The sequence below is a fragment of the Candidatus Coxiella mudrowiae genome (genome assembly GCA_001077715.1).
Lineage (GTDB): Bacteria > Pseudomonadota > Gammaproteobacteria > Coxiellales > Coxiellaceae > Coxiella > Coxiella mudrowiae.
Window position 1 is genome coordinate 1658479 of record CP011126.1, and the last position, 17578, is coordinate 1676056.

The following is a 17578-nucleotide window of genomic DNA, read 5'->3' on the forward strand; positions in this document are numbered from 1 at the left end:
AACTCGTTCTACATCATATTCCCCCATTCCAGGCAAAAAAACACCTTTAAATTACACTGATTTGATTTTAATTTCACTTATTGAAGTTAATGTCAACCAAAACTTCTCATTGAATAGCAGAAAAGAACCCGTTCGTAATAGATTAGGTACAATCGCTTCCTGCAATCGCTTCCTGCAGGAGTGGAGTTTGTCGGTAAATCATGTTTCAACTAACAGATTGATATTCAAGATTCATCAGCAGTATATTCCTCTTGGGAGAAGAAAATGGTGGAAGTTACAAAAAACAAAATATGCATTCGCGCTACCGTATCCGGTAAAGTACAAGGTTTTTTTCCACGACACCACCCACCCGCCAAAAAGCAGAAGAGTTGGAGCTAACTGGCTTGATAAAAAACCTTTCTAATTAATAGAGATGTGGAATTAGTAGCCTGTGGAGAGCGAGATTCTATTATAGTTCTTACCGAATGGCTATGGGGGTGGACCCCCTTCTGCCTCTGTAAGGCAATGTTCATTAGGAAGAAATTACTTGCGAAAATCATTCGGATTTTAACGTAAGATGACTTACATAATCACTTAAATCTTCAAAGATCGGTATTCCCTTCAATCCTTTATTACGATCAATAGTTTTTCTACCATTTCCTGTCTTCACTAATACAGATCGACATCCAGCCTTTTGGGCAGCCTGAATATCGCGAAGACTATCTCCTACTAACGTGGCATCTGGAAAAGCTTTGGGAAAGTCCTGAGCAATAGCATATAACAATCCGGAATTTGGTTTTCGGCAGACGCAATTAGCTTCAGGCGTATGAGGGCAGAAATAAATCTGCTCTATGTGCCCTGCCACTTTCGCCAATTCTTCTCTCATTTTTTGATGAATAGCTTTCAACGTTTCTAGAGAATAATAACCATGAGCAACGCCGGATTGATTGGTCGCTACTACAATTATGTAGCCTAATTTAGTTAAACATGCAATGGCAGAAAGACTGCCTGGAATAGGGATCCATTCATCCGGAGTTTTAATATAATTTTCCGAATCGTAATTAATAACGCCATCACGGTCTAAGATGATAAGTTTTTTTTGCATTTTTCATTTTATATTTAATTAGAATATTATTTTTATCCCCAAATGGTTTCGCCTGGAATTAACTCTTTTCGATAAGCATTGATAAAATCTCGAGCTGATTGAATTCTTTTTCCGGGAAACTGTAACTGATGAAGACGTAAAACACCATCGCCGGTAGCCACATCCAATCTATTTTTATCTAATAGGATCAAACTCCCTGCTCTTAATTGAGTTTTTCCTGCGAGAACTTCTGCCTGCCAAATTCGAATCGGTTGATGCTTAAAATAAGTAAAGGTGACGGGAGCAGGGTTAAATGCGCGCACTTTTCGTCCTAAATTAACAGCAGGTTGATACCAATTCAACTCGGTATTTTTTTTCTGGATTTTTAGGGCGTAGGTAGCCCGGCTCGCATCTTGTTTTTTTGCATGAATAGTCCTTGACTCAATTTTATCTAAGGTCTCGATTAATAGGTCAGCACCTAGAGACGAAAGTCGCTCATAGAGACCACCGGCGGTATCCTCTTCCCCAATGGGACAAGATTTCTGAGTTAAAATATCACCGGTATCTAATCCCTCATCCATTTGCATAATCGTTACGCCTGTTTCTTGATCTCCCGCTAGAATAGCGTGCTGAATAGGCGCAGCTCCTCGCCATCGAGGCAGGAGAGAAGCATGAACATTGATCCCACCTAATCTATGAGCAACTAGGACGCTTCTAGGCAACAATAATCCATAAGCTACAACCACCATAATATCAGCTTTTAAAGCTATTATTTTTTGTTCTTCTTCCCCTCGTAAAGAGAGTGGCTGGCGAACAGTTATTTTTTGAGACAGAGCTAAAGTTTTAACGGGGCTTTCTGTCATTTTCCGCCCACGGCCTGCTGGTCGATCAGGTTGCGTGTAAACGGCGATTACCTGATGCTTGGATTTAATCAGTGCTCGGAGCGTCGGCACAGAAAATTGAGGCGTTCCAGCAAAGATGACATTAAGAGACATGTGTTAGCCTTTTTATACACTAGAATCCAGGGGTTTATTTCTTAAGTTTGCCATTATCCCGGTATTGCAGAAAGTTACCGAAATGGGATAGCATTCTTCTCCCATGCCGCTTACCGTTGACGAAGAACTTTACCAGTATCTTGCCTTTTTTTGTACGAAGGAAACACTCAATCCATTGAGAAAGATTTAGAATGGGCATTTGAACCTAATCATTATATTTTGACACCGAATCAAGCTAATTATCCCCTCTAATTATCCCCTCTTATTAAAACAAATATCCAATTTTCCCCCATCCTGTATATTATCGACAATCCTCATATTTTGAATGGCCCTCATGAATGGCCCTCAAGTAGCTATTGTGAGCAGTTAAAATCCGACCCCCACAGAAGCGGGAATAGCAGAACAATAATTAAAAGCCAAGGGGCATATCACGAGCGGTCTTGCACTAGAAATTGACGCTGCAAGCCATCAAGGCACACCTTGCGAGAAGGAGGGCAAACTGTTGCTATACTCGGCAGCGGTCTATCTCATATATACCACCATTATTCATTAGCTAGCCGGATTTCCCAAAATAATGGTGCCTTAGTTTCTGAATTCTTTTTAACTATGAAGCGCTTCCGTCCAATTTTCCTCGTCGGAATCGTATTATCAGCGGTCTCGTCTCAGTTTTAGGTACTGTAGTAGTGGAAGCTGCATTGGGTTGTGGTTCGTTGATCACCGTCCAACTGGCAGCCGAGCAGAATTGAGAAGTTTTTGCTATTCCGAGTTCGATTTTAAATCTTCTTTCGCGGAGTTGCCATGCTTTTATTAAGGAGTGTGCAAAACTGGTTGATTCTATAGGGGATATTATTGCAGAATTGGGAAGCAGGTCTGTTGTCACCTAAGCTAGCAGACCCGTGCTGAAAGATGGTAAACAAAAATTGATCGAATGCATTGGCTTTAAAGCGACCTCTATCGAGCAAATGGTGGTAAGAAGTGGCTTTACGGCATAAGAGGTAGCATCTCTATTGGTATCTCTTGAATTACAGGGTTATATTAAAGCTATACTCGGTGGGTTTATACGGGTGAAGTAATGAAAGATGAAAGTGTGTTAACAGTATTAATGTATTTATTCAAAAATCACATGCAAGAAAATTACACCCTTGATGTGAGGGAAAAAAAATTGCTTCTTCGCTTGGAAGAACTCGGGTTCCACCGCGCTGTCATTGATCAAGCCTTCCGCTGGTTAAATAACCTCTCACAAGGCGTTCATGAGCCCATGCAACTACCGAACAAAGATTCCATTAGAATATTTAGTGACTATGAATGTGAGTTATTCGATAGCGATTGCCGCCGTTTTTTAATCACCTTAGAACAACAATCAATTTTAAACCCTCATACACGAGAGCTCGTTATTAACCAAGCCATTGAATTAGCCTCAGAAGGCATCGACGTCAGCCTTCTAAAATGGGTAACCTTGATGGTTCTTTTTAATCAACCCGATGAAAAAAAATCTCTCGCCAGCATGGAGCTTCTTGTTCTTGATGACACGTTAGGTGGTATACATTAATTTATGGTGAAATCGTTAGTGGTGGTCGAATCACCCGCCAAAGCAAAAACAATAGAAAAATACTTAGGTAAAGATTTTAAAGTAATGGCCTCTTATGGTCACGTTCGAGATCTTATTCCCAAAGAGGGCGCCGTAGATCCAGCCGATAATTTTAAAATGTATTATCAAACGATAGAGCGCAATAGCCGTCACATGGAAGCCATCGCAAAGGCCCTCAAAACTTGTGAAAATTTATTTCTAGCAACAGATCCTGATCGTGAAGGCGAGGCCATTGCTTGGCACGTAAAACAACTGTTAGAAACTAAAAATAGTTTAAAAAATAAAAACTTCGCCCGCGTGGTCTTTTATCAGATCACTAAAAAAGCAGTGCAAAATGCAATAGAATATCCACGCGATATTTCGATGGACTTAGTGAATGCGCAACAAGCACGGCGTGCTTTGGACTATTTGGTGGGTTTCAATTTATCTCCCTTATTATGGCTAAAAATCCGTCCAGGACTCTCTGCAGGTCGGGTTCAAAGCCCTGCTTTACGCATGATTGTGGAAAGGGAAATAGAAATTGAAAATTTTAAAAGTCAGAAATATTGCACTATTCATGCGGACTGTCAGTTTCAGCAACAAAGTTTTGACGCACGATTAATTGAATTTCAAAATGAAAAAATTGAGCAATTTTCTATAACTAGAGAAAAAACGGCTCAAGCCATTTGTAAGACTGTAACCGAAGCTGCTGGCGGGAAACTTACAGTTACTAAAGTTCTCAAACGAGAACGCAAACGCAATCCTGCGCCCCCTTTTATCACTTCGACAATGCAACAAGAAGCGGCACGAAAATTGGGATTTTCCGCTTCCAAGACCATGCAAATCGCTCAGCAATTATATGAAGGTATTGAGATTGGGGATGAAGGTGCAATGGGGCTCATTACCTATATGCGAACCGATTCTGTCACATTGGAGCCGGAAGCTATGGAAGAAGTCCGAGAATTAATTAATAAAAAATATGGACAAGAAAATGTGCCGAAGGAAGTACGTGTCTATAAAACCAAATCTAAAAATGCTCAAGAAGCACACGAAGCTATCCGTCCTGCTTCTGTCTTTCAACTTCCCGAAAATTTAAAAAAATATTTAACAAGCGATCAATTGAAATTGTACACTTTAATTTGGAAACGAACGGTTGCCTGTCAAATGATCGAAGCTACTTTGCATACGGTTGCTGTTAATTTAGCAGCACCTAATGCTCTTTTTCGAGCTAATGGTTCTACCCTAGTTAAACCTGGTTTTATTACAGTTTACCAAGAAACCAGCGATGATAGTAAAAAAGACGACGAAGGAGAAGGCGGAATGTTACCTCCTCTGGAGGAGGGACAAATTATCGCTATCACTGATATTAAAAGCGAACAGCATTTTACCGAACCCCCGCCTAGTTATACCGAAGCCAGTTTAGTCAAAGCTTTGGAAGAACATGATATTGGCCGTCCTTCCACGTACGCGAGCATTATCACCACTTTAAAAAATCGTAAATACGTCGAAGTGGATAATAAGCGCTTTGTGGCTACGGACGTTGGACGCATTGTTAATCGTTTTTTGACTCATTATTTTACTAAATACGTGGGTTATGGGTTTACAGCGAAATTGGAAGATGAGCTAGACGATATCGCCCAAGGAGAAAAAACCTGGATCCCGGTATTAGAAGCTTTTTGGTCACCCTTTAAAAATCTTGTCGATGTTACCAAAAAGACTGTTAAACGCAGTGATGTGACACAAGAAAAAATTGATGAAAAATGCCCTAAATGTGGGGTTCAATTATCTATCCGCTTGGGGAAACGGGGACGTTTCATTGGGTGCACCGCTTATCCCGACTGCGATTATACTCGTAACGTGACGGATATAGCTGCAGAAGCTTCACAGCAACTTATTGAAGGTCGACAATGTCTGGAGTGTCAATCCAATCTTGTTATTAAAAGCGGGCGCTATGGCAAATTCATTGGTTGCAGTGGGTATCCGAACTGTCGTTATATGGAATCCCTGGAAAAAGCGAAAGATACCCGAGTTACCTGTCCTAAATGTAATAAGGGGACTATTTTTCAACGTAAGTCGCGTCGAGGCAAAATCTTTTATTCCTGCGAGAGATACCCAGATTGTGATTATGCTATTTGGAATATGCCTATTTCGAAGGAGTGTCCCAAATGCCATTGGCCCATTTTGTCAGTAAAAACGACAAAAAGCCGGGGAACAGAAAAAGTGTGTCCTCAAAAGAGTTGTAACTTTACAAAACCTTATCCGGAAGGTGAGACAGAAATCAATGAATAAATCTTTTATTGCTATTTTAATGGGATCTGATAGCGATCTGTCGGTTATGGAGACGACTTTTACCCGAATTAAAATCTTTAGGCATTCCTTTTGAAGCGCGTATTCTCTCTGCTCATCGCACTCCAGAGGCAACTAGAGAGTTTGTTGAAACAGCCAAAAAATGAGGATGCACTGTTTTTCATCGCTGCCGCTGGACTCGCTGCCCATCTAGCCGTATGGCCGCTCATACAATCAAGCCTGTTTTGGTGTCCCCATGGCCGCTGTCAGTTTAGGCGGATTAGATGCTCTCCTTTCAACTGTTCAAATCCCAGGCGGTATTCCTCGTTGCCTGCACCACCATTCGAAAAGCCAGAGCTAAAATGCCACCCTCTTAGCAGCGCAAATTATTGCAATTGGAGATCCAGCCTTGGCAAAAAAGTTAGGAGAAAAGAGAACGATGGCTCAAGCAAACTTAAGACAAGGTAGACGAAAAACTCCAAACCGCCTTGTAAACATGGATGAGTACACGCGATCGATTAAACAGACTGTTGAAGCATTGCAACAAGGAAAGGTGATTGCCTACCCTACGGAAGCTGTTTATGGGCTTGGATGTGACCCCTTTAATCCTCATGCTGTTATTCAAATACTCACTCTCAAGAATCGCTCAATTAAAAAAGGTTTTATTCTGATCGCTTCCGAATGGAAACAAGTAGAAGCCCTCACCCAACCCTTAGATCCCAAAACTTTAGCCCACGTTTTCAGCACGTGGCCTGGTCCTGTCACATGGCTTTTCCCAGCTACGACCGAAGTGCCTTATTGGGTGAAGGGGGATCATAACACCGTTGCTATTCGTGTCACTGCTCATCCGTTAGCCCGATTGCTCTGTCGTCATTTCGGGGGGGCAATTATTTCCACAAGTGCCAATCTGGAAGGACAGCCTCCCACGCAGGACCTGAAAATGCTGAGGATAATTTTCGGCAACAAAATTGATGGCATCCTCGAAGGCGCTCTAGGGACTTCCAAACGACCCAGCGAAATCCGCGATGCCATTAGTGGTGAAATTTTGAGAGTCGGTTGATCGGCCTATTCCTCGGAAAGAGGGCTAGACCTAGTTCTCGCTCACTCACAAAGAAGGAACGAATTGTAATTCTACAAATAGTTTTTCAAGCTGGTCTCTCACTTCATCAACACTAATTAATGCCATAGCCTCTCGAGAATGCACTCGCTCATGCCAAGTTATTTTTGAGGGATCTTTACGTAAAATGGTTTTGACTGCTTGGGGGAATTTATTAATTACCAATCTCTGAGAAAAATAAGGTCCCGTTTTTTCTGGAGGAGCAACTGCGTAAAGGCCCATCACCGGTGTTCCTACCGCTTGAGCGATATGTAAAGGGCCAGTATCTGGCGACAAAAGAACATCCACTTCGCTTAGGAGCGCTGCCAATTGCTTTAAAGAACTTTTACCTACGAGATTAAGAGCAGGTTTTATCAGCTGGCGATTGATTTCTTCTGCCATTTGTTTCTCTACCGCACTTGGTCCGCCTACTAAAACAACATTGAAATCCCATCGCTTTTTGGTAAGGTAATTAACCACAGTAGCATATCGATCACTAAACCAATTGCGTTCCTCTTTACTCGTAGCAGGACAAATAGCCAACCAACGGCCATCGTAAGAATTCAATTGTGCTTTCGCCCACTCATAATCCTTTTCTTCGATGGGTAATCCCCATTCAATATTTTTATCTGTAACTCCAAAGGGCTCCGCAAATCGCAAAAAGCTTTCCACCAAATGTTCAGGCCTCGCAGCTACAGTGCGATTTACAAAATAATACTGCAAATCACGACTATGTAATTTTTCATAACCGTATTTTATTTTTGCTTTTGTTAAAAAACACAATATATTGGAACGCAATGTGGCTTGGGGCACCAATAAGACATCCAAGGGACAAGATTTCAGCTGCTGGTAACATCTCCAATAATCGCTTAATGATTTTGGTTTATCCAAAACAATAAAATTTACATTCGCTAATCCTCGGACCAGTGAAAAGAAAGGGCGACTGATAATCCAATGAAGTTCGATGTGCGGTAGGTGTCTGCATAACGCGCGGATCAAGGGGACTGTTAGACAAACATCTCCCAGCGCACCCAGCCGTAAAATACCAATAGAACGAACAGAGGCAGGATTCATACGGTGGGATTTTAATGGATGTTTAGGGGTAATTCTACAACAGCACGTAATCCTCCCTGCGGTTTTTTGATCAAAAACACTTTTCCATTATGGGTCACTAATGACGTCACGAGTCACTGCCAAACCCAAGCCCACACCTTCCAGTATCACGTGAACGGGAGCTCACCCCGATAAAAGGATTCAAACACTTGCTCTAATTCTTTCTCTTCGATTCCCGGGCCATCATCTTCGATGTAAATATTCACACGATTGTGATGGCACCGGATACGAACGGTAACGTTTTTAGCACATCGAACAGCATTGCTCAACAAATTAAAATTAGTAAAAGCTTGTTTCAATGCAGTGGAATGTCTTAACAGACTAATCCGATTAAAACGGCTATTATAAAGTTGGACATTGTACCCCATATCCTCGATCGATTCTACCAAGGACCTTACTAGAGAAACCGAATCTAAATTCACTTTCGCTTCTTCTGCAAAATCATCTCGTGCAAACGCTAACGTTTCGTTGATCATTTTTCCATTTCATCCAAGTCTTTGGTTAATATTTTTTAGTTGTGGCATCTTTAACAAACTGGGCACACAATTTCATGCGGGTGATTGAGGTTCGCAAATCATGAGAAATAGCTGCTAGCATTTGGGTGCGATTATAAATTAAAGCCTGAATACGCTGTTGCATGCGATTCATCGCCTTCGCTGTTTCTTGCACAACTAAAGGACCATCGATAGGTACTGCTGGCTTGGAATTTAAATCCGTACTCAAGCGTTCGGCCGCCCATCTAAAATTTTCAATGGGACGGGTAAAGCGATTAATCGACCAAGCCAGAATTAAAAACAAAAAATATAAGCCACCTTACAAGAAAATGTGCATATAGCGTAGCATTAATATTTACCCATTGATTTTTCGTTTACCAAAATAGAAAAAACAAATGTGCCTAATTGTTTACCCAAAGCTTCATTAATTTTCCAAAAGGAAATATCTCGAAATTGTAATTTAAATTGAGGCTTCTCAGGAAATAGAGGCTTTGAGATCAGGGTCACTCATGGCACCAATAGCTTTTGCGCGGAATGCTATGGGTGTTGCTTCCAACAAATTAATCACATTAATTATTTTTTGAATCATCGCGTCTCGATCTGCCGGGCGTCGCTCATGACGATTATCATTAATATAACAAAGAGGTAGTAACGAAGATGTACTACAATAATGACGAACAAAATCGCAAAGGCCTTGGTGCCACTTACGTGTCGAGCAAACTTATCAATTACGCGCATCATTACTTTTGTTTTCGCAGAACTTCAGTCGCTAGTATATAACTACCACCGCAAACGGTTTTAATGAGTTATGGATTTTTAGGATCTTGCTCAATCTTGTAGGCGCAATCGGCTAATTTGAATATCAATACCGCGGTCAAAAGGCTCTGCTGGCCAGTTCTTTGTTAAGTCGAATAATTTATCACGACTCAGTACGTGCTGGGGACGCCGCACGAGCGTATAGAGTAAATCAAATTCACCCGTACTTAATGTAATTTCCAAATTATCCGGCGACATTGGTGGCATTCGGCGGGATCTAATTTCCATTTACAAAACTCATAAACTATTCGGTCGCCAATGGGCCCTCCCCGAGGATATCCGTGCCCATTACTGCGTCGCAATATAGCTTTCACCCGCGCTAACAATTCTCTAGGATTAAAGGGCTTACTTAAATAAATAATCATTCGCCCCTATTTCTAACCCTAAGATTCCGGTCAACCTCTTCACTAATAGCGGTTAACATAAGGATTGGAATGGTCTAATTCGCCGGCATTTGGCAGCACAACGTTAACCCATCATCCCCCCCAGGCATCATGATATCGAGAATAATTAAATCGACAGAGTGCTTCTTTAAAAGAACTCGAATCTCTTCAGCATTTTTTGCCAAACTCGTTTAAACCTATGACGCCCCAAAAATTGTCCTAAAAGATCGCGAATACCACTGTCGTCATCAACGATAAGGATATGCTGAGACATGTTCATGGAATGAGTACAACATTTCTCCCTTTAGGATAAGCTTAAGAAAAAATTAAATTAAGCGCGAACTCTAGCGCAATCGCATTCCAATTTCCACAGGCAAGTTGACTTCAGCACAACGGGCTTTCTCTTTCTTAGCCTCGAAAGAGAGGGAACGAAATAATCCTGCAATTCGAGAACTGTTTGTGATTTGATTCCTTCCTCCCAGATTTAAAAATTGCCGTCCTAAAAAAGGTTTCTTGGGTATCTTCGTTTTTGATTTTTTTAATCGCAGAATTCACTTCATACCCATACCCATTCTTCTTGATCTCTTCCTGAAGAATGGTCAATAAAGCTATTTTATATTCTTTCAAATCAATTCTATTTTGAATTACAGCACCTATTTTATTTAAAAGCCAAATCAAACCAATAAAGCCTTAAGTGTCTTTCTTTAAGGCTTCACTTTCTTTCCCGCCACTTGTTTTTTCTGCTAACGTCGATACGTCCACAAAATTCTCCTTTACACTCGATTTCGTTTTCAATAGACCGAGTGTGCTCTTTAGATTTTTCTCTATAAGCATTTTTTAAGGACAGAGGTGCTTAAGGAAGTTAAATATTTACCTTCCCCGCCGCTGAGCATGGCGAGCATATTCATTGACTTGGGAAGAATCTATTTTTAATATCGAATGGTATTCGTAACAAAAATAATAATCCTGTATATAAAAATGATGAAGGGATAAGCCTTTTAAGGAGTAAGGAGCTATGGTATTGTTTGAAAGGAAGAGTTTTTCTACCCCTTGTCAGATTCGAATCAAATCAGGTGACAGTAAAAAAACCCATGGTCCAAAATATTCCAGTATCTAAGGTACTGATATTCAGTAACGTGTGGTTTATCGCTATTATTAACCACTTTCATTGGTTTTAGGGGATCGTCAATTAATTTTAATCAACCAACCGTCTATTTTGTCACATTCCCATTGGTCCATAATTTCATAATATCATAATTCCATAATTTAAGTTACTACTTTGAAAAAATTGCGGATATCGAGGATTACAAAAAAACCATTTTTGATATTCGGATTCTTCCAGTTGTAAATCATCCAATCTATTCAATTTTGGATTAATCTCAATCAATGTCATGCAATGAACAAGGAGGGCCGCCTATAAAGAATTTACTCTTTCTCCGTGGAATGGATAAGGGCCTGATTCAGGCGGTTGTTGAATTTCAAGTTCCCGCTTTTGTCGGTCGTATGCAAAAGTATATAAATCTCTCATGGAAGAGAATTCTATCTTCCAAGCGTATCATTTTTATTTCAATAACTTTGAGTTGGGTAACATTACGTAACAGTTTACTCTTTGGAAAAATTATGGGAATTATTACCGTGATTTAATTCCAAGCCCAACATGATAGACTTATGAACTTATGAAGAAGAATCTTGAAACATTATTGAATCAAGCCATTGAAAAGTTAAAGGCAGAAGGGACATTGAACCCCCATCTCGCTCCAGTACTCAAAGTTACCCATAGCCAGAACCCCCAATATGGCGATTTTACTACTAATTTAGCCTTAATAATGGCGAAAACTGCAGGGCTTAACTCACGCGTCCTCGCTGAAAAAATTGTCTATGCTTTACCATCTTCGTCATATATTACCAAAGTGGAAATTGCTGGCCCCGGTTTTATCAATTTCTATGTCGCGGAAGGCAGTCATCAGAAAATCATTGCTGCCATTTTAGAAGCCGGACCGCACTATGGTGAGAGTCGAATCGGCCAAGGAAAGCGGGTACACATAGAATTTGTTTCTGCTAATCCAACTGGACCTCTTCATGTCGGTCACGGTCGAGGAGCTGCTTATGGTGCTTGTGTAGCTAACTTATTAAAAACGATCGGTTATAAAGTACATCGCGAATACTACGTTAATGATGCTGGTCGACAAATGGGTATTCTCGCATTAAGTGTCTGGATCCGGTATTTACAGCAATATAAAGAGGACATTGCTCTACCCCAAAACGCCTACCAAGGCCAATACATTGTAGATATTGCTTTCGGATTGAAGGATAAATACGGCGATCGTTTCCTTTACTCTAAAGAAATGATCCAGGATCTATTGCCTACCCTTGACGCTGAAGCCGACCCCGAGGGCTACCTTGACGCATGGGTGAAAGTTCAAAAAGACGTGCTTAAAGAAGACTTCACTATTATCTTTGATGTGGCACTCGATAATATTTTGGGAGATATTAAAAATGATTTAGAAGAATTTGGCGTTGTTTACGATGAGTGGTTTCCAGAAAGTCGACTCATAAAAAAGAAGTTAATTAACGAAGCTCTAGATGTTTTGTATCAAAAAGGTTATTTTTACGAGAAAAATGGCGCGAAATGGTTCCTAGCTACTGCCCTTGGCGATGAAAAAGACCGAGTATTAATTCGCAACAACGGTGTACCAACATATTTTGCGGCCGATATTGCCTATCATCTCTATAAATTTAATCAAGAATATGATCTCATCATCGATATCTTCGGAGCAGATCATCATGGATACATCCCTCGGCTGCGTGCCTTTTTACAAGCTTTAGGAAAATCTCCTGCTAAATTACGAACTCTATTAGTGCAATTCGCCATTCTCTATCGAGGTGACAAGAAAATATCTATGTCAACCCGTGGCGGGACTTTTGTAACTTTGCGAGAATTGCGTAAAGAAGTTGGAAATGATGCCGCGCGGTTTTTTTATATTATGCGCAAGCCCGATCAGCATTTGGACTTTGACCTCGAACTAGCAAAGTCCCATTCGAATGAAAATCCTGTTTATTATATTCAATATGCTCATACACGAATTTGCAGCGTTTTCCGGCAGCTTGATGTGGCTCAAAAAAAATGGAACTCTGCAGAAGGAATGGCTAATTTAGATTTATTATCAAGCCCTTATGAAAAAGAATTACTAAGTACCTTGTCGCGTTATAGCGAAATCATGAATACTGCCGCTATACAACAATCGCCTCATCTGCTTGCTCACTATCTACAAACTCTCGCCAACCAATTTCATGCCTACTACAATGCGGAACGATTCCTCATTGAAAATGATAAATTATGTAATGCGCGATTAAATGTAATTGCTGCTGTGCGCCAAATTATTGTCAACGGTTTAACTCTGTTAGGTGTATCTGCCCCAGAAGAAATGTAGGAGCAAAAAGATAAGCAAAATAACTAAAGTGGTTAATAGTTTTGTGATTCCCGCTCTTGTTGTTAATTGTTGTCCTTCTCTTACTGCCTCTAGGTATGAGTTTCTGGGTTAAAAATAATTATTCAAAGCTTTTAAGCCATCTAGGTCAGGTAGACAATATCAATTTAAAACTTGTTAAATTCGAGCGTGGTTGGTTTACTTCCAGCGCACTCATTCAAGTAACCTTACCTCCTACTAATTAAGAATAATTTTTCCCCTGCAATTTATGCTCAAGCAACGAATACTTAATGGTCCTTACCTGGTAGGAAAAATGGGGGACAAAAGAGAATCTATTTAGCTAAGGGCTTGATTTATTATAATGCGAGCGAGGAACTACCTTATTTCATTTTCCACTCATCGACATTGATCCATTTCAACAATGCTAACGAGACGACTCTTTATATACTAATCAGATTAATTTCATTACTGGACAACAACAACAACAAATTAATCTTCAGAATTTAGGCTTTAAAGTCAAATATAATCCTAGTGCTAGTCAATTGATTTCTAATGCTAAGGCTAAATCACTGACTATTATTGAACAACAAAATAACTTAATAACATTAAATAACCTTGTACTGCACAATGAATTACAACAAAAAAACTCTTTATGGTACGGACAACGTTCTTTAGAAGCTAACAAACTTATCTATTTACCTTAGTTCTCATAAGAAATCTATTCAGATAGAGTACATGGCCTTACAAACTCAGAAAACAACAACTAAATGAACAACCGATCTCACTCTTAACAGTCATGCCTACAAGGCTAAAAGTAATCTTTTTGATATCGCCCTACTAAATATTAAATTGTCGCTCATTCAAATGAATATCACAGCTTTAGGAACTTTAGTGACGACAGCTTTAAATCTCAATCATTCAGGCGCCGTAGATACTGAATTCCTCCACCAAATTTATTCTCCCTTTCTAAATGTTTTAAGTCAGGGTGCTTTGCTCTCTTTGGACCAACTCGCCTTTGGTACTAAAGGAAGGTACAGTGACTGTGCATGGAGAACTTCAATTTTTCAAACGAAACCAGGTTACTGATTTAAAAAATATAATGCTGAGCTCTAAAGGTAAAACGGAAATAACCATGCTTCTAACGTGGCTAAAAATACAATTAAGTCATCTTTATCAAAAGAAAAAGGTAGAAATTGAAGGGCAAGATTTAACCCCAGATCAAATGGCTAATCAGTAGATCCAATATTGGTTAACCAATAAAAAGCTGATTTCAGATGGCCCAAATGTTAATTTGAAGCTAATTTATGATGGAGGAAAATTATTGATCAATGATATGCCCTCTTCCTATATACCACCGCAGCAATGACTTGAGATTATCCCAAAAAATCACTTAGTCCCCCGCGTCGTTCGAGTCCCAAACTCGTAATTTCCATAATTTTAGTTTTTGGCATCGCCATTACGATTTTTTTCTCTCTTCGTTTACACCATCCTGTAAGCAATCCCCCCCATTCCAGAAAGGAAATAAAATTGCACTTAACTTCCAATGGCTCAAGCATCCGCTTCATCATTGATTCCTGTCAAATTGGAACAACCCCAATTTGGGTTTTATACTCTTCTTCCTAAAATGGAAGTGACCGCGCTACTGCCCATGTCACCAACATTATTTGCTAGTCGAACTGTACCTCTTGCCCATTTCATTCTCCAAATTGCTTCATTCAAAATATCACCGATGCCTAACGGCTCAAATCACGACTTAGTCTAAATTTCCCTGCCTACGTTCAAACTTACCGAACACAGATGGGGGATGGTATGATGGTATGGAATCGAGTTATGGTCGGTCCTACCACCCCAAGAAGCCGAACGAACTCAAAGTGAGCTTCAGGCCCAGTCCATTGATAGTTTATTGTTAAAAGCAGTCCCCTAGGCGCTTGAAAACCGGATCCTCCAACCCAATCTATGTGGTGGTATAACCTCTTCTTGAGGTTTGATCAGTGGGGAAATAATAGTGGAACAATTTCGTGGTACTACAATAGTTTCTGTACGTAGGAAAGGCAAAGTTGTCATAGGGGGTGATGGTCAAGTGTCAATGAATGGCACTATTTTAAAAGGCAATGCGCGCAAAGTTCGCCATCTTTATAAAGATAAAGTACTTGCTGGATTTGCTGGAGGCACAGCAGATGCTTTTACCCTATTCGAGCGATTTGAAGAAAAATTAGAACATTATTCGGGCAATTTGACCCGTGCTGCCGTTGAATTAGCCAAAGACTGGCGGACCGATCGGATACTTCGTCGCTTGGAAGCACTATTGACTGTAGCTGATGCGAAGAAGTCGCTTATTATTACGGGACTTGGAGATGTTATCGAACCTGAACAGAGCTTAATGGCGATTGGCTCTGGCGGACTTTATGCCCAAGCTGCAGCAAAATCTTTATTGAATAATACGGATCTAAGTGCACGAGAAATAGTTGAAAAAGCACTTACTATTGCTGCCAAGATTTGTGTTTACACCAACTTTCATTTCACAATCAAAGAGCTCGATAGCGAAACTTAACTTTTCATCAAGCGGATAAAAATTATGACAGATATGACCTCTTCCTCATTAACCTTGAGTAATCCTGAACTTCAAATGACTATGACTCCACGGGAAATCGTCGCGGAATTGGATAAATTTATCATCGGACAAAATGACGCAAAACGAGCCGTCGCCATTGCTTTGCGCAATCGTTGGCGCCGGATGCAATTGCCGGAAGATTTACGACGGGAAATTTTTCCAAAGAATATTTTAATGATCGGTCCGACAGGTGTGGGTAAAACTGAAATTGCCCGTCGCCTATCCAATTTAGCTGGAGCGCCCTTTATTAAAATCGAAGCCACCAAATTTACCGAAGTGGGTTATGTAGGTCGCGACGTCGAATCGATCGTCCGCGATTTAGTGGACGCTGCGGTCAAAATGACCCGTGAAAAAGCTATTAGACAAGTAAAAAGTTTAGCGGAAGAAGCCACAGAAGAGTGTATATTGGATGCTTTAATTCCGCCTCCGCGAGGCGCTTTCCAAGGGGAACCTTCGACTGAAGAACAAGCAAAACCGGCCGAAAAAAAAGAATCTGCAACAAGGAACTTATTTCGTAAAAAATTACGTGATGGTGAATTAGACAATAAAGAAATTGAAATTGAAGTCAGCGTTCATCCTTCCTTTGAAATTATGGGCCCTCCCGGTATGGAGGAAATGATCAGCCAACTACAAGGAATCATGTCGAATATGTCTAGTCACCGCACCAAGTCTCGGCGCTTAAAAGTGAAAGATGCCAAACGCATTTTAATCGAAGAAGAAGCGACAAAATTAATCAATGAAGATGAAATTAAATCAAATGCTGTTATGAGTGTGGAACAGAATGGAATTGTCTTCTTGGATGAAATCGACAAAATTGTAAAACGAGAAGGGGCCGTGGGTACCGATGTTTCGCGTGAAGGTGTCCAACGGGATTTATTACCACTGGTGGAAGGCAGTACTGTCTTCACGAAATACGGCATGGTGAAAACCGATCATATTTTATTTATTGCTTCCGGTGCCTTTCATATTGCAAAGCCTTCCGACTTAATTCCTGAATTACAAGGTCGTTTCCCGATCCGGGTCGAATTAAAGGCGTTAACGGCCGATGATTTTGTTCGTATCTTAACCGAACCCAAAGCTTCACTGACCGAACAATATGTTGAATTAATGAAAACGGAAAATTTTGGACTATCTTTCACTAAAGATGGCATCAAACGTCTGGCCGAAATCGCATATCAAGTGAATAGTCGTTCCGAAAATATTGGAGCCCGCCGCTTGCACACGATTATGGAACGATTATTAGAAGAAATTTCTTTTGAAGCAACAGGCAAACAAGGAGAGTCAATTGCTATCGACGCTACTTATGTTAACAAACAACTCGATAAATTCGTGGAAGACGAAGATTTAAGTCGTTATATTCTTTAAAAGACTAAGTCTTAAAAATTTTAGTTCCTCTAATTAAATTTTTAATGATTCGAGTTGCAGCAAACAAAAAGAGGCCTATTGTCAGCGTAAATAATCCTAATTGAAGAAAGGCACAACTGTAAAATGGGTTCGTGATTAATGGATCAAGTACCTGGGTGTGGGATCCAATGCATAATTAGAAAAGAAACTCGCTAATACAACCGCAACTCCTGTGTTTACAACGTTTCCATGCATAAGCTTTACCATCGGATAGGAATCAATTGTCCTATCATCGAAAAACCAATAGGATTAATCAATAATTCCGCGACAGCTTGAAACAAATAGGTTATAAACAACCAAGAAAATGCCATATAACCTGATT

The 17578-nt window shown here is 40.3% G+C and carries 16 protein-coding genes and 2 pseudogenes; 9 read left to right on the forward strand and 9 right to left on the reverse strand.

All coding sequences use genetic code 11. The annotated features are described in order from the left end of the window. The first annotated feature begins 264 nt into the window (after positions 1-264). Positions 265-560 (forward strand): annotated as a pseudogene (locus tag CleRt_RS13640) (acylphosphatase). Here the strand turns inward: CleRt_RS13640 and gmhB are convergent. Beyond that, positions 536-1084, reverse strand: a complete 549-nt coding sequence (gene gmhB, locus CleRt_RS07770) for a D-glycero-beta-D-manno-heptose 1,7-bisphosphate 7-phosphatase (RefSeq protein ID WP_048875687.1) — start codon at positions 1082-1084, stop codon at positions 536-538. The pseudogene CleRt_RS13640 and the gene gmhB overlap by 25 nt on opposite strands. Positions 1085-1116: 32 nt before the next feature. After that, the gene (gene fmt / locus CleRt_RS07775) at positions 1117-2058 is read right to left on the reverse strand and encodes a methionyl-tRNA formyltransferase (RefSeq protein WP_048875688.1); all 942 of its coding nucleotides are present in this window, start codon (positions 2056-2058) and stop codon (positions 1117-1119) included. A 480-nt stretch (positions 2059-2538) separates the two neighbouring features. Between fmt and CleRt_RS14385 the strand changes: the two are divergent. The 4 genes and pseudogenes from CleRt_RS14385 to tsaC all read left to right on the forward strand — a co-directional run bounded on the left by CleRt_RS14385 (position 2539) and on the right by tsaC (position 6971). After that, positions 2539-2804: pseudogene (locus tag CleRt_RS14385) on the forward strand (DNA-processing protein DprA). A gap of 326 nt (positions 2805-3130) precedes the next feature. Further along, a complete protein-coding gene (locus CleRt_RS07780; protein ID WP_048875689.1) occupies positions 3131-3607 on the forward strand; it encodes a Smg family protein in 477 nt (158 codons plus the stop codon). A gap of 3 nt (positions 3608-3610) precedes the next feature. Then, the gene (gene topA / locus CleRt_RS07785; protein WP_048875690.1) at positions 3611-5914 is read left to right on the forward strand and encodes a type I DNA topoisomerase; all 2304 of its coding nucleotides are present in this window, start codon (positions 3611-3613) and stop codon (positions 5912-5914) included. A gap of 493 nt (positions 5915-6407) precedes the next feature. Beyond that, positions 6408-6971, forward strand: coding sequence for an L-threonylcarbamoyladenylate synthase type 1 TsaC (tsaC, locus tag CleRt_RS07790; RefSeq protein WP_048875836.1), 564 nt, complete (start codon positions 6408-6410; stop codon positions 6969-6971). Between the two features lie 45 nt (positions 6972-7016). Here tsaC and CleRt_RS07795 read toward each other — a convergent pair whose 3' ends face one another. From CleRt_RS07795 to CleRt_RS12705, 6 genes are all read right to left on the reverse strand, one after another. Further along, a complete protein-coding gene (locus tag CleRt_RS07795) occupies positions 7017-8081 on the reverse strand; it encodes a glycosyltransferase family 9 protein (protein WP_048875691.1) in 1065 nt (354 codons plus the stop codon). 146 nt (positions 8082-8227) lie between these two features. Further along, a complete protein-coding gene (locus tag CleRt_RS12685) occupies positions 8228-8596 on the reverse strand; it encodes a sensor histidine kinase (RefSeq protein ID WP_235379031.1) in 369 nt (122 codons plus the stop codon). A gap of 25 nt (positions 8597-8621) precedes the next feature. Further along, entirely contained in the window at positions 8622-8918 is a 297-nt protein-coding gene (locus CleRt_RS12690; protein WP_235379032.1) for a HAMP domain-containing protein, read from the reverse strand. Between the two features lie 281 nt (positions 8919-9199). Then, positions 9200-9355 carry a hypothetical protein gene (locus CleRt_RS12695; protein WP_235379034.1) on the reverse strand — a complete coding sequence of 52 codons (156 nt, stop codon included), beginning with the start codon at positions 9353-9355 and terminating at the stop codon, positions 9200-9202. 87 nt (positions 9356-9442) lie between these two features. Then, a complete protein-coding gene (locus CleRt_RS12700; RefSeq protein WP_235379035.1) occupies positions 9443-9658 on the reverse strand; it encodes a winged helix-turn-helix domain-containing protein in 216 nt (71 codons plus the stop codon). 211 nt (positions 9659-9869) lie between these two features. Continuing rightward, the gene (locus CleRt_RS12705) at positions 9870-9998 is read right to left on the reverse strand and encodes a response regulator (protein WP_235379037.1); all 129 of its coding nucleotides are present in this window, start codon (positions 9996-9998) and stop codon (positions 9870-9872) included. Positions 9999-11489: 1491 nt separating this feature from the next. On the opposite strand from CleRt_RS12705, the gene argS reads away from it, so the two are divergent. Continuing rightward, positions 11490-13244: an arginine--tRNA ligase gene (gene argS / locus CleRt_RS07820; protein ID WP_048875694.1), complete on the forward strand. Its 1755-nt coding sequence runs from the start codon at positions 11490-11492 to the stop codon at positions 13242-13244. Between the two features lie 59 nt (positions 13245-13303). After that, positions 13304-13486 carry a DUF945 family protein gene (locus tag CleRt_RS14390; protein WP_157870921.1) on the forward strand — a complete coding sequence of 61 codons (183 nt, stop codon included), beginning with the start codon at positions 13304-13306 and terminating at the stop codon, positions 13484-13486. A 1128-nt stretch (positions 13487-14614) separates the two neighbouring features. On the opposite strand, the gene CleRt_RS07830 is transcribed toward CleRt_RS14390, so the two are convergent. After that, complete coding sequence (locus CleRt_RS07830; RefSeq protein ID WP_157870923.1) at positions 14615-14809, reverse strand: hypothetical protein; 195 nt, start codon at positions 14807-14809, stop codon at positions 14615-14617. 437 nt (positions 14810-15246) lie between these two features. Here CleRt_RS07830 and hslV point away from each other — a divergent pair, with 437 nt between their 5' ends. Both hslV and hslU read left to right on the forward strand, forming a co-directional pair. Further along, the gene (gene hslV / locus CleRt_RS07835) at positions 15247-15792 is read left to right on the forward strand and encodes an ATP-dependent protease subunit HslV (RefSeq protein WP_048875697.1); all 546 of its coding nucleotides are present in this window, start codon (positions 15247-15249) and stop codon (positions 15790-15792) included. A 75-nt stretch (positions 15793-15867) separates the two neighbouring features. Further along, entirely contained in the window at positions 15868-17217 is a 1350-nt protein-coding gene (hslU, locus tag CleRt_RS07840) for an ATP-dependent protease ATPase subunit HslU (protein ID WP_048875837.1), read from the forward strand. Positions 17218-17578: the final 361 nt, after the last annotated feature.

Coding starts and splice junctions, on each gene's coding strand:
- gmhB (WP_048875687.1), bottom strand. CDS start 1,084: ATGCAAAAAAAACTTATCATCTTAGACCGTGATGGCGTTATTAATTAC.
- fmt (WP_048875688.1), bottom strand. CDS start 2,058: ATGTCTCTTAATGTCATCTTTGCTGGAACGCCTCAATTTTCTGTGCCG.
- CleRt_RS07780 (WP_048875689.1), top strand. CDS start 3,131: ATGAAAGATGAAAGTGTGTTAACAGTATTAATGTATTTATTCAAAAAT.
- topA (WP_048875690.1), top strand. CDS start 3,611: ATGGTGAAATCGTTAGTGGTGGTCGAATCACCCGCCAAAGCAAAAACA.
- tsaC (WP_048875836.1), top strand. CDS start 6,408: ATGGATGAGTACACGCGATCGATTAAACAGACTGTTGAAGCATTGCAA.
- CleRt_RS07795 (WP_048875691.1), bottom strand. CDS start 8,081: ATGAATCCTGCCTCTGTTCGTTCTATTGGTATTTTACGGCTGGGTGCG.
- CleRt_RS12685 (WP_235379031.1), bottom strand. CDS start 8,596: ATGATCAACGAAACGTTAGCGTTTGCACGAGATGATTTTGCAGAAGAA.
- CleRt_RS12695 (WP_235379034.1), bottom strand. CDS start 9,355: ATGATGCGCGTAATTGATAAGTTTGCTCGACACGTAAGTGGCACCAAG.
- CleRt_RS12700 (WP_235379035.1), bottom strand. CDS start 9,658: ATGGAAATTAGATCCCGCCGAATGCCACCAATGTCGCCGGATAATTTG.
- argS (WP_048875694.1), top strand. CDS start 11,490: ATGAAGAAGAATCTTGAAACATTATTGAATCAAGCCATTGAAAAGTTA.
- CleRt_RS07830 (WP_157870923.1), bottom strand. CDS start 14,809: ATGATGAAGCGGATGCTTGAGCCATTGGAAGTTAAGTGCAATTTTATT.
- hslU (WP_048875837.1), top strand. CDS start 15,868: ATGACTATGACTCCACGGGAAATCGTCGCGGAATTGGATAAATTTATC.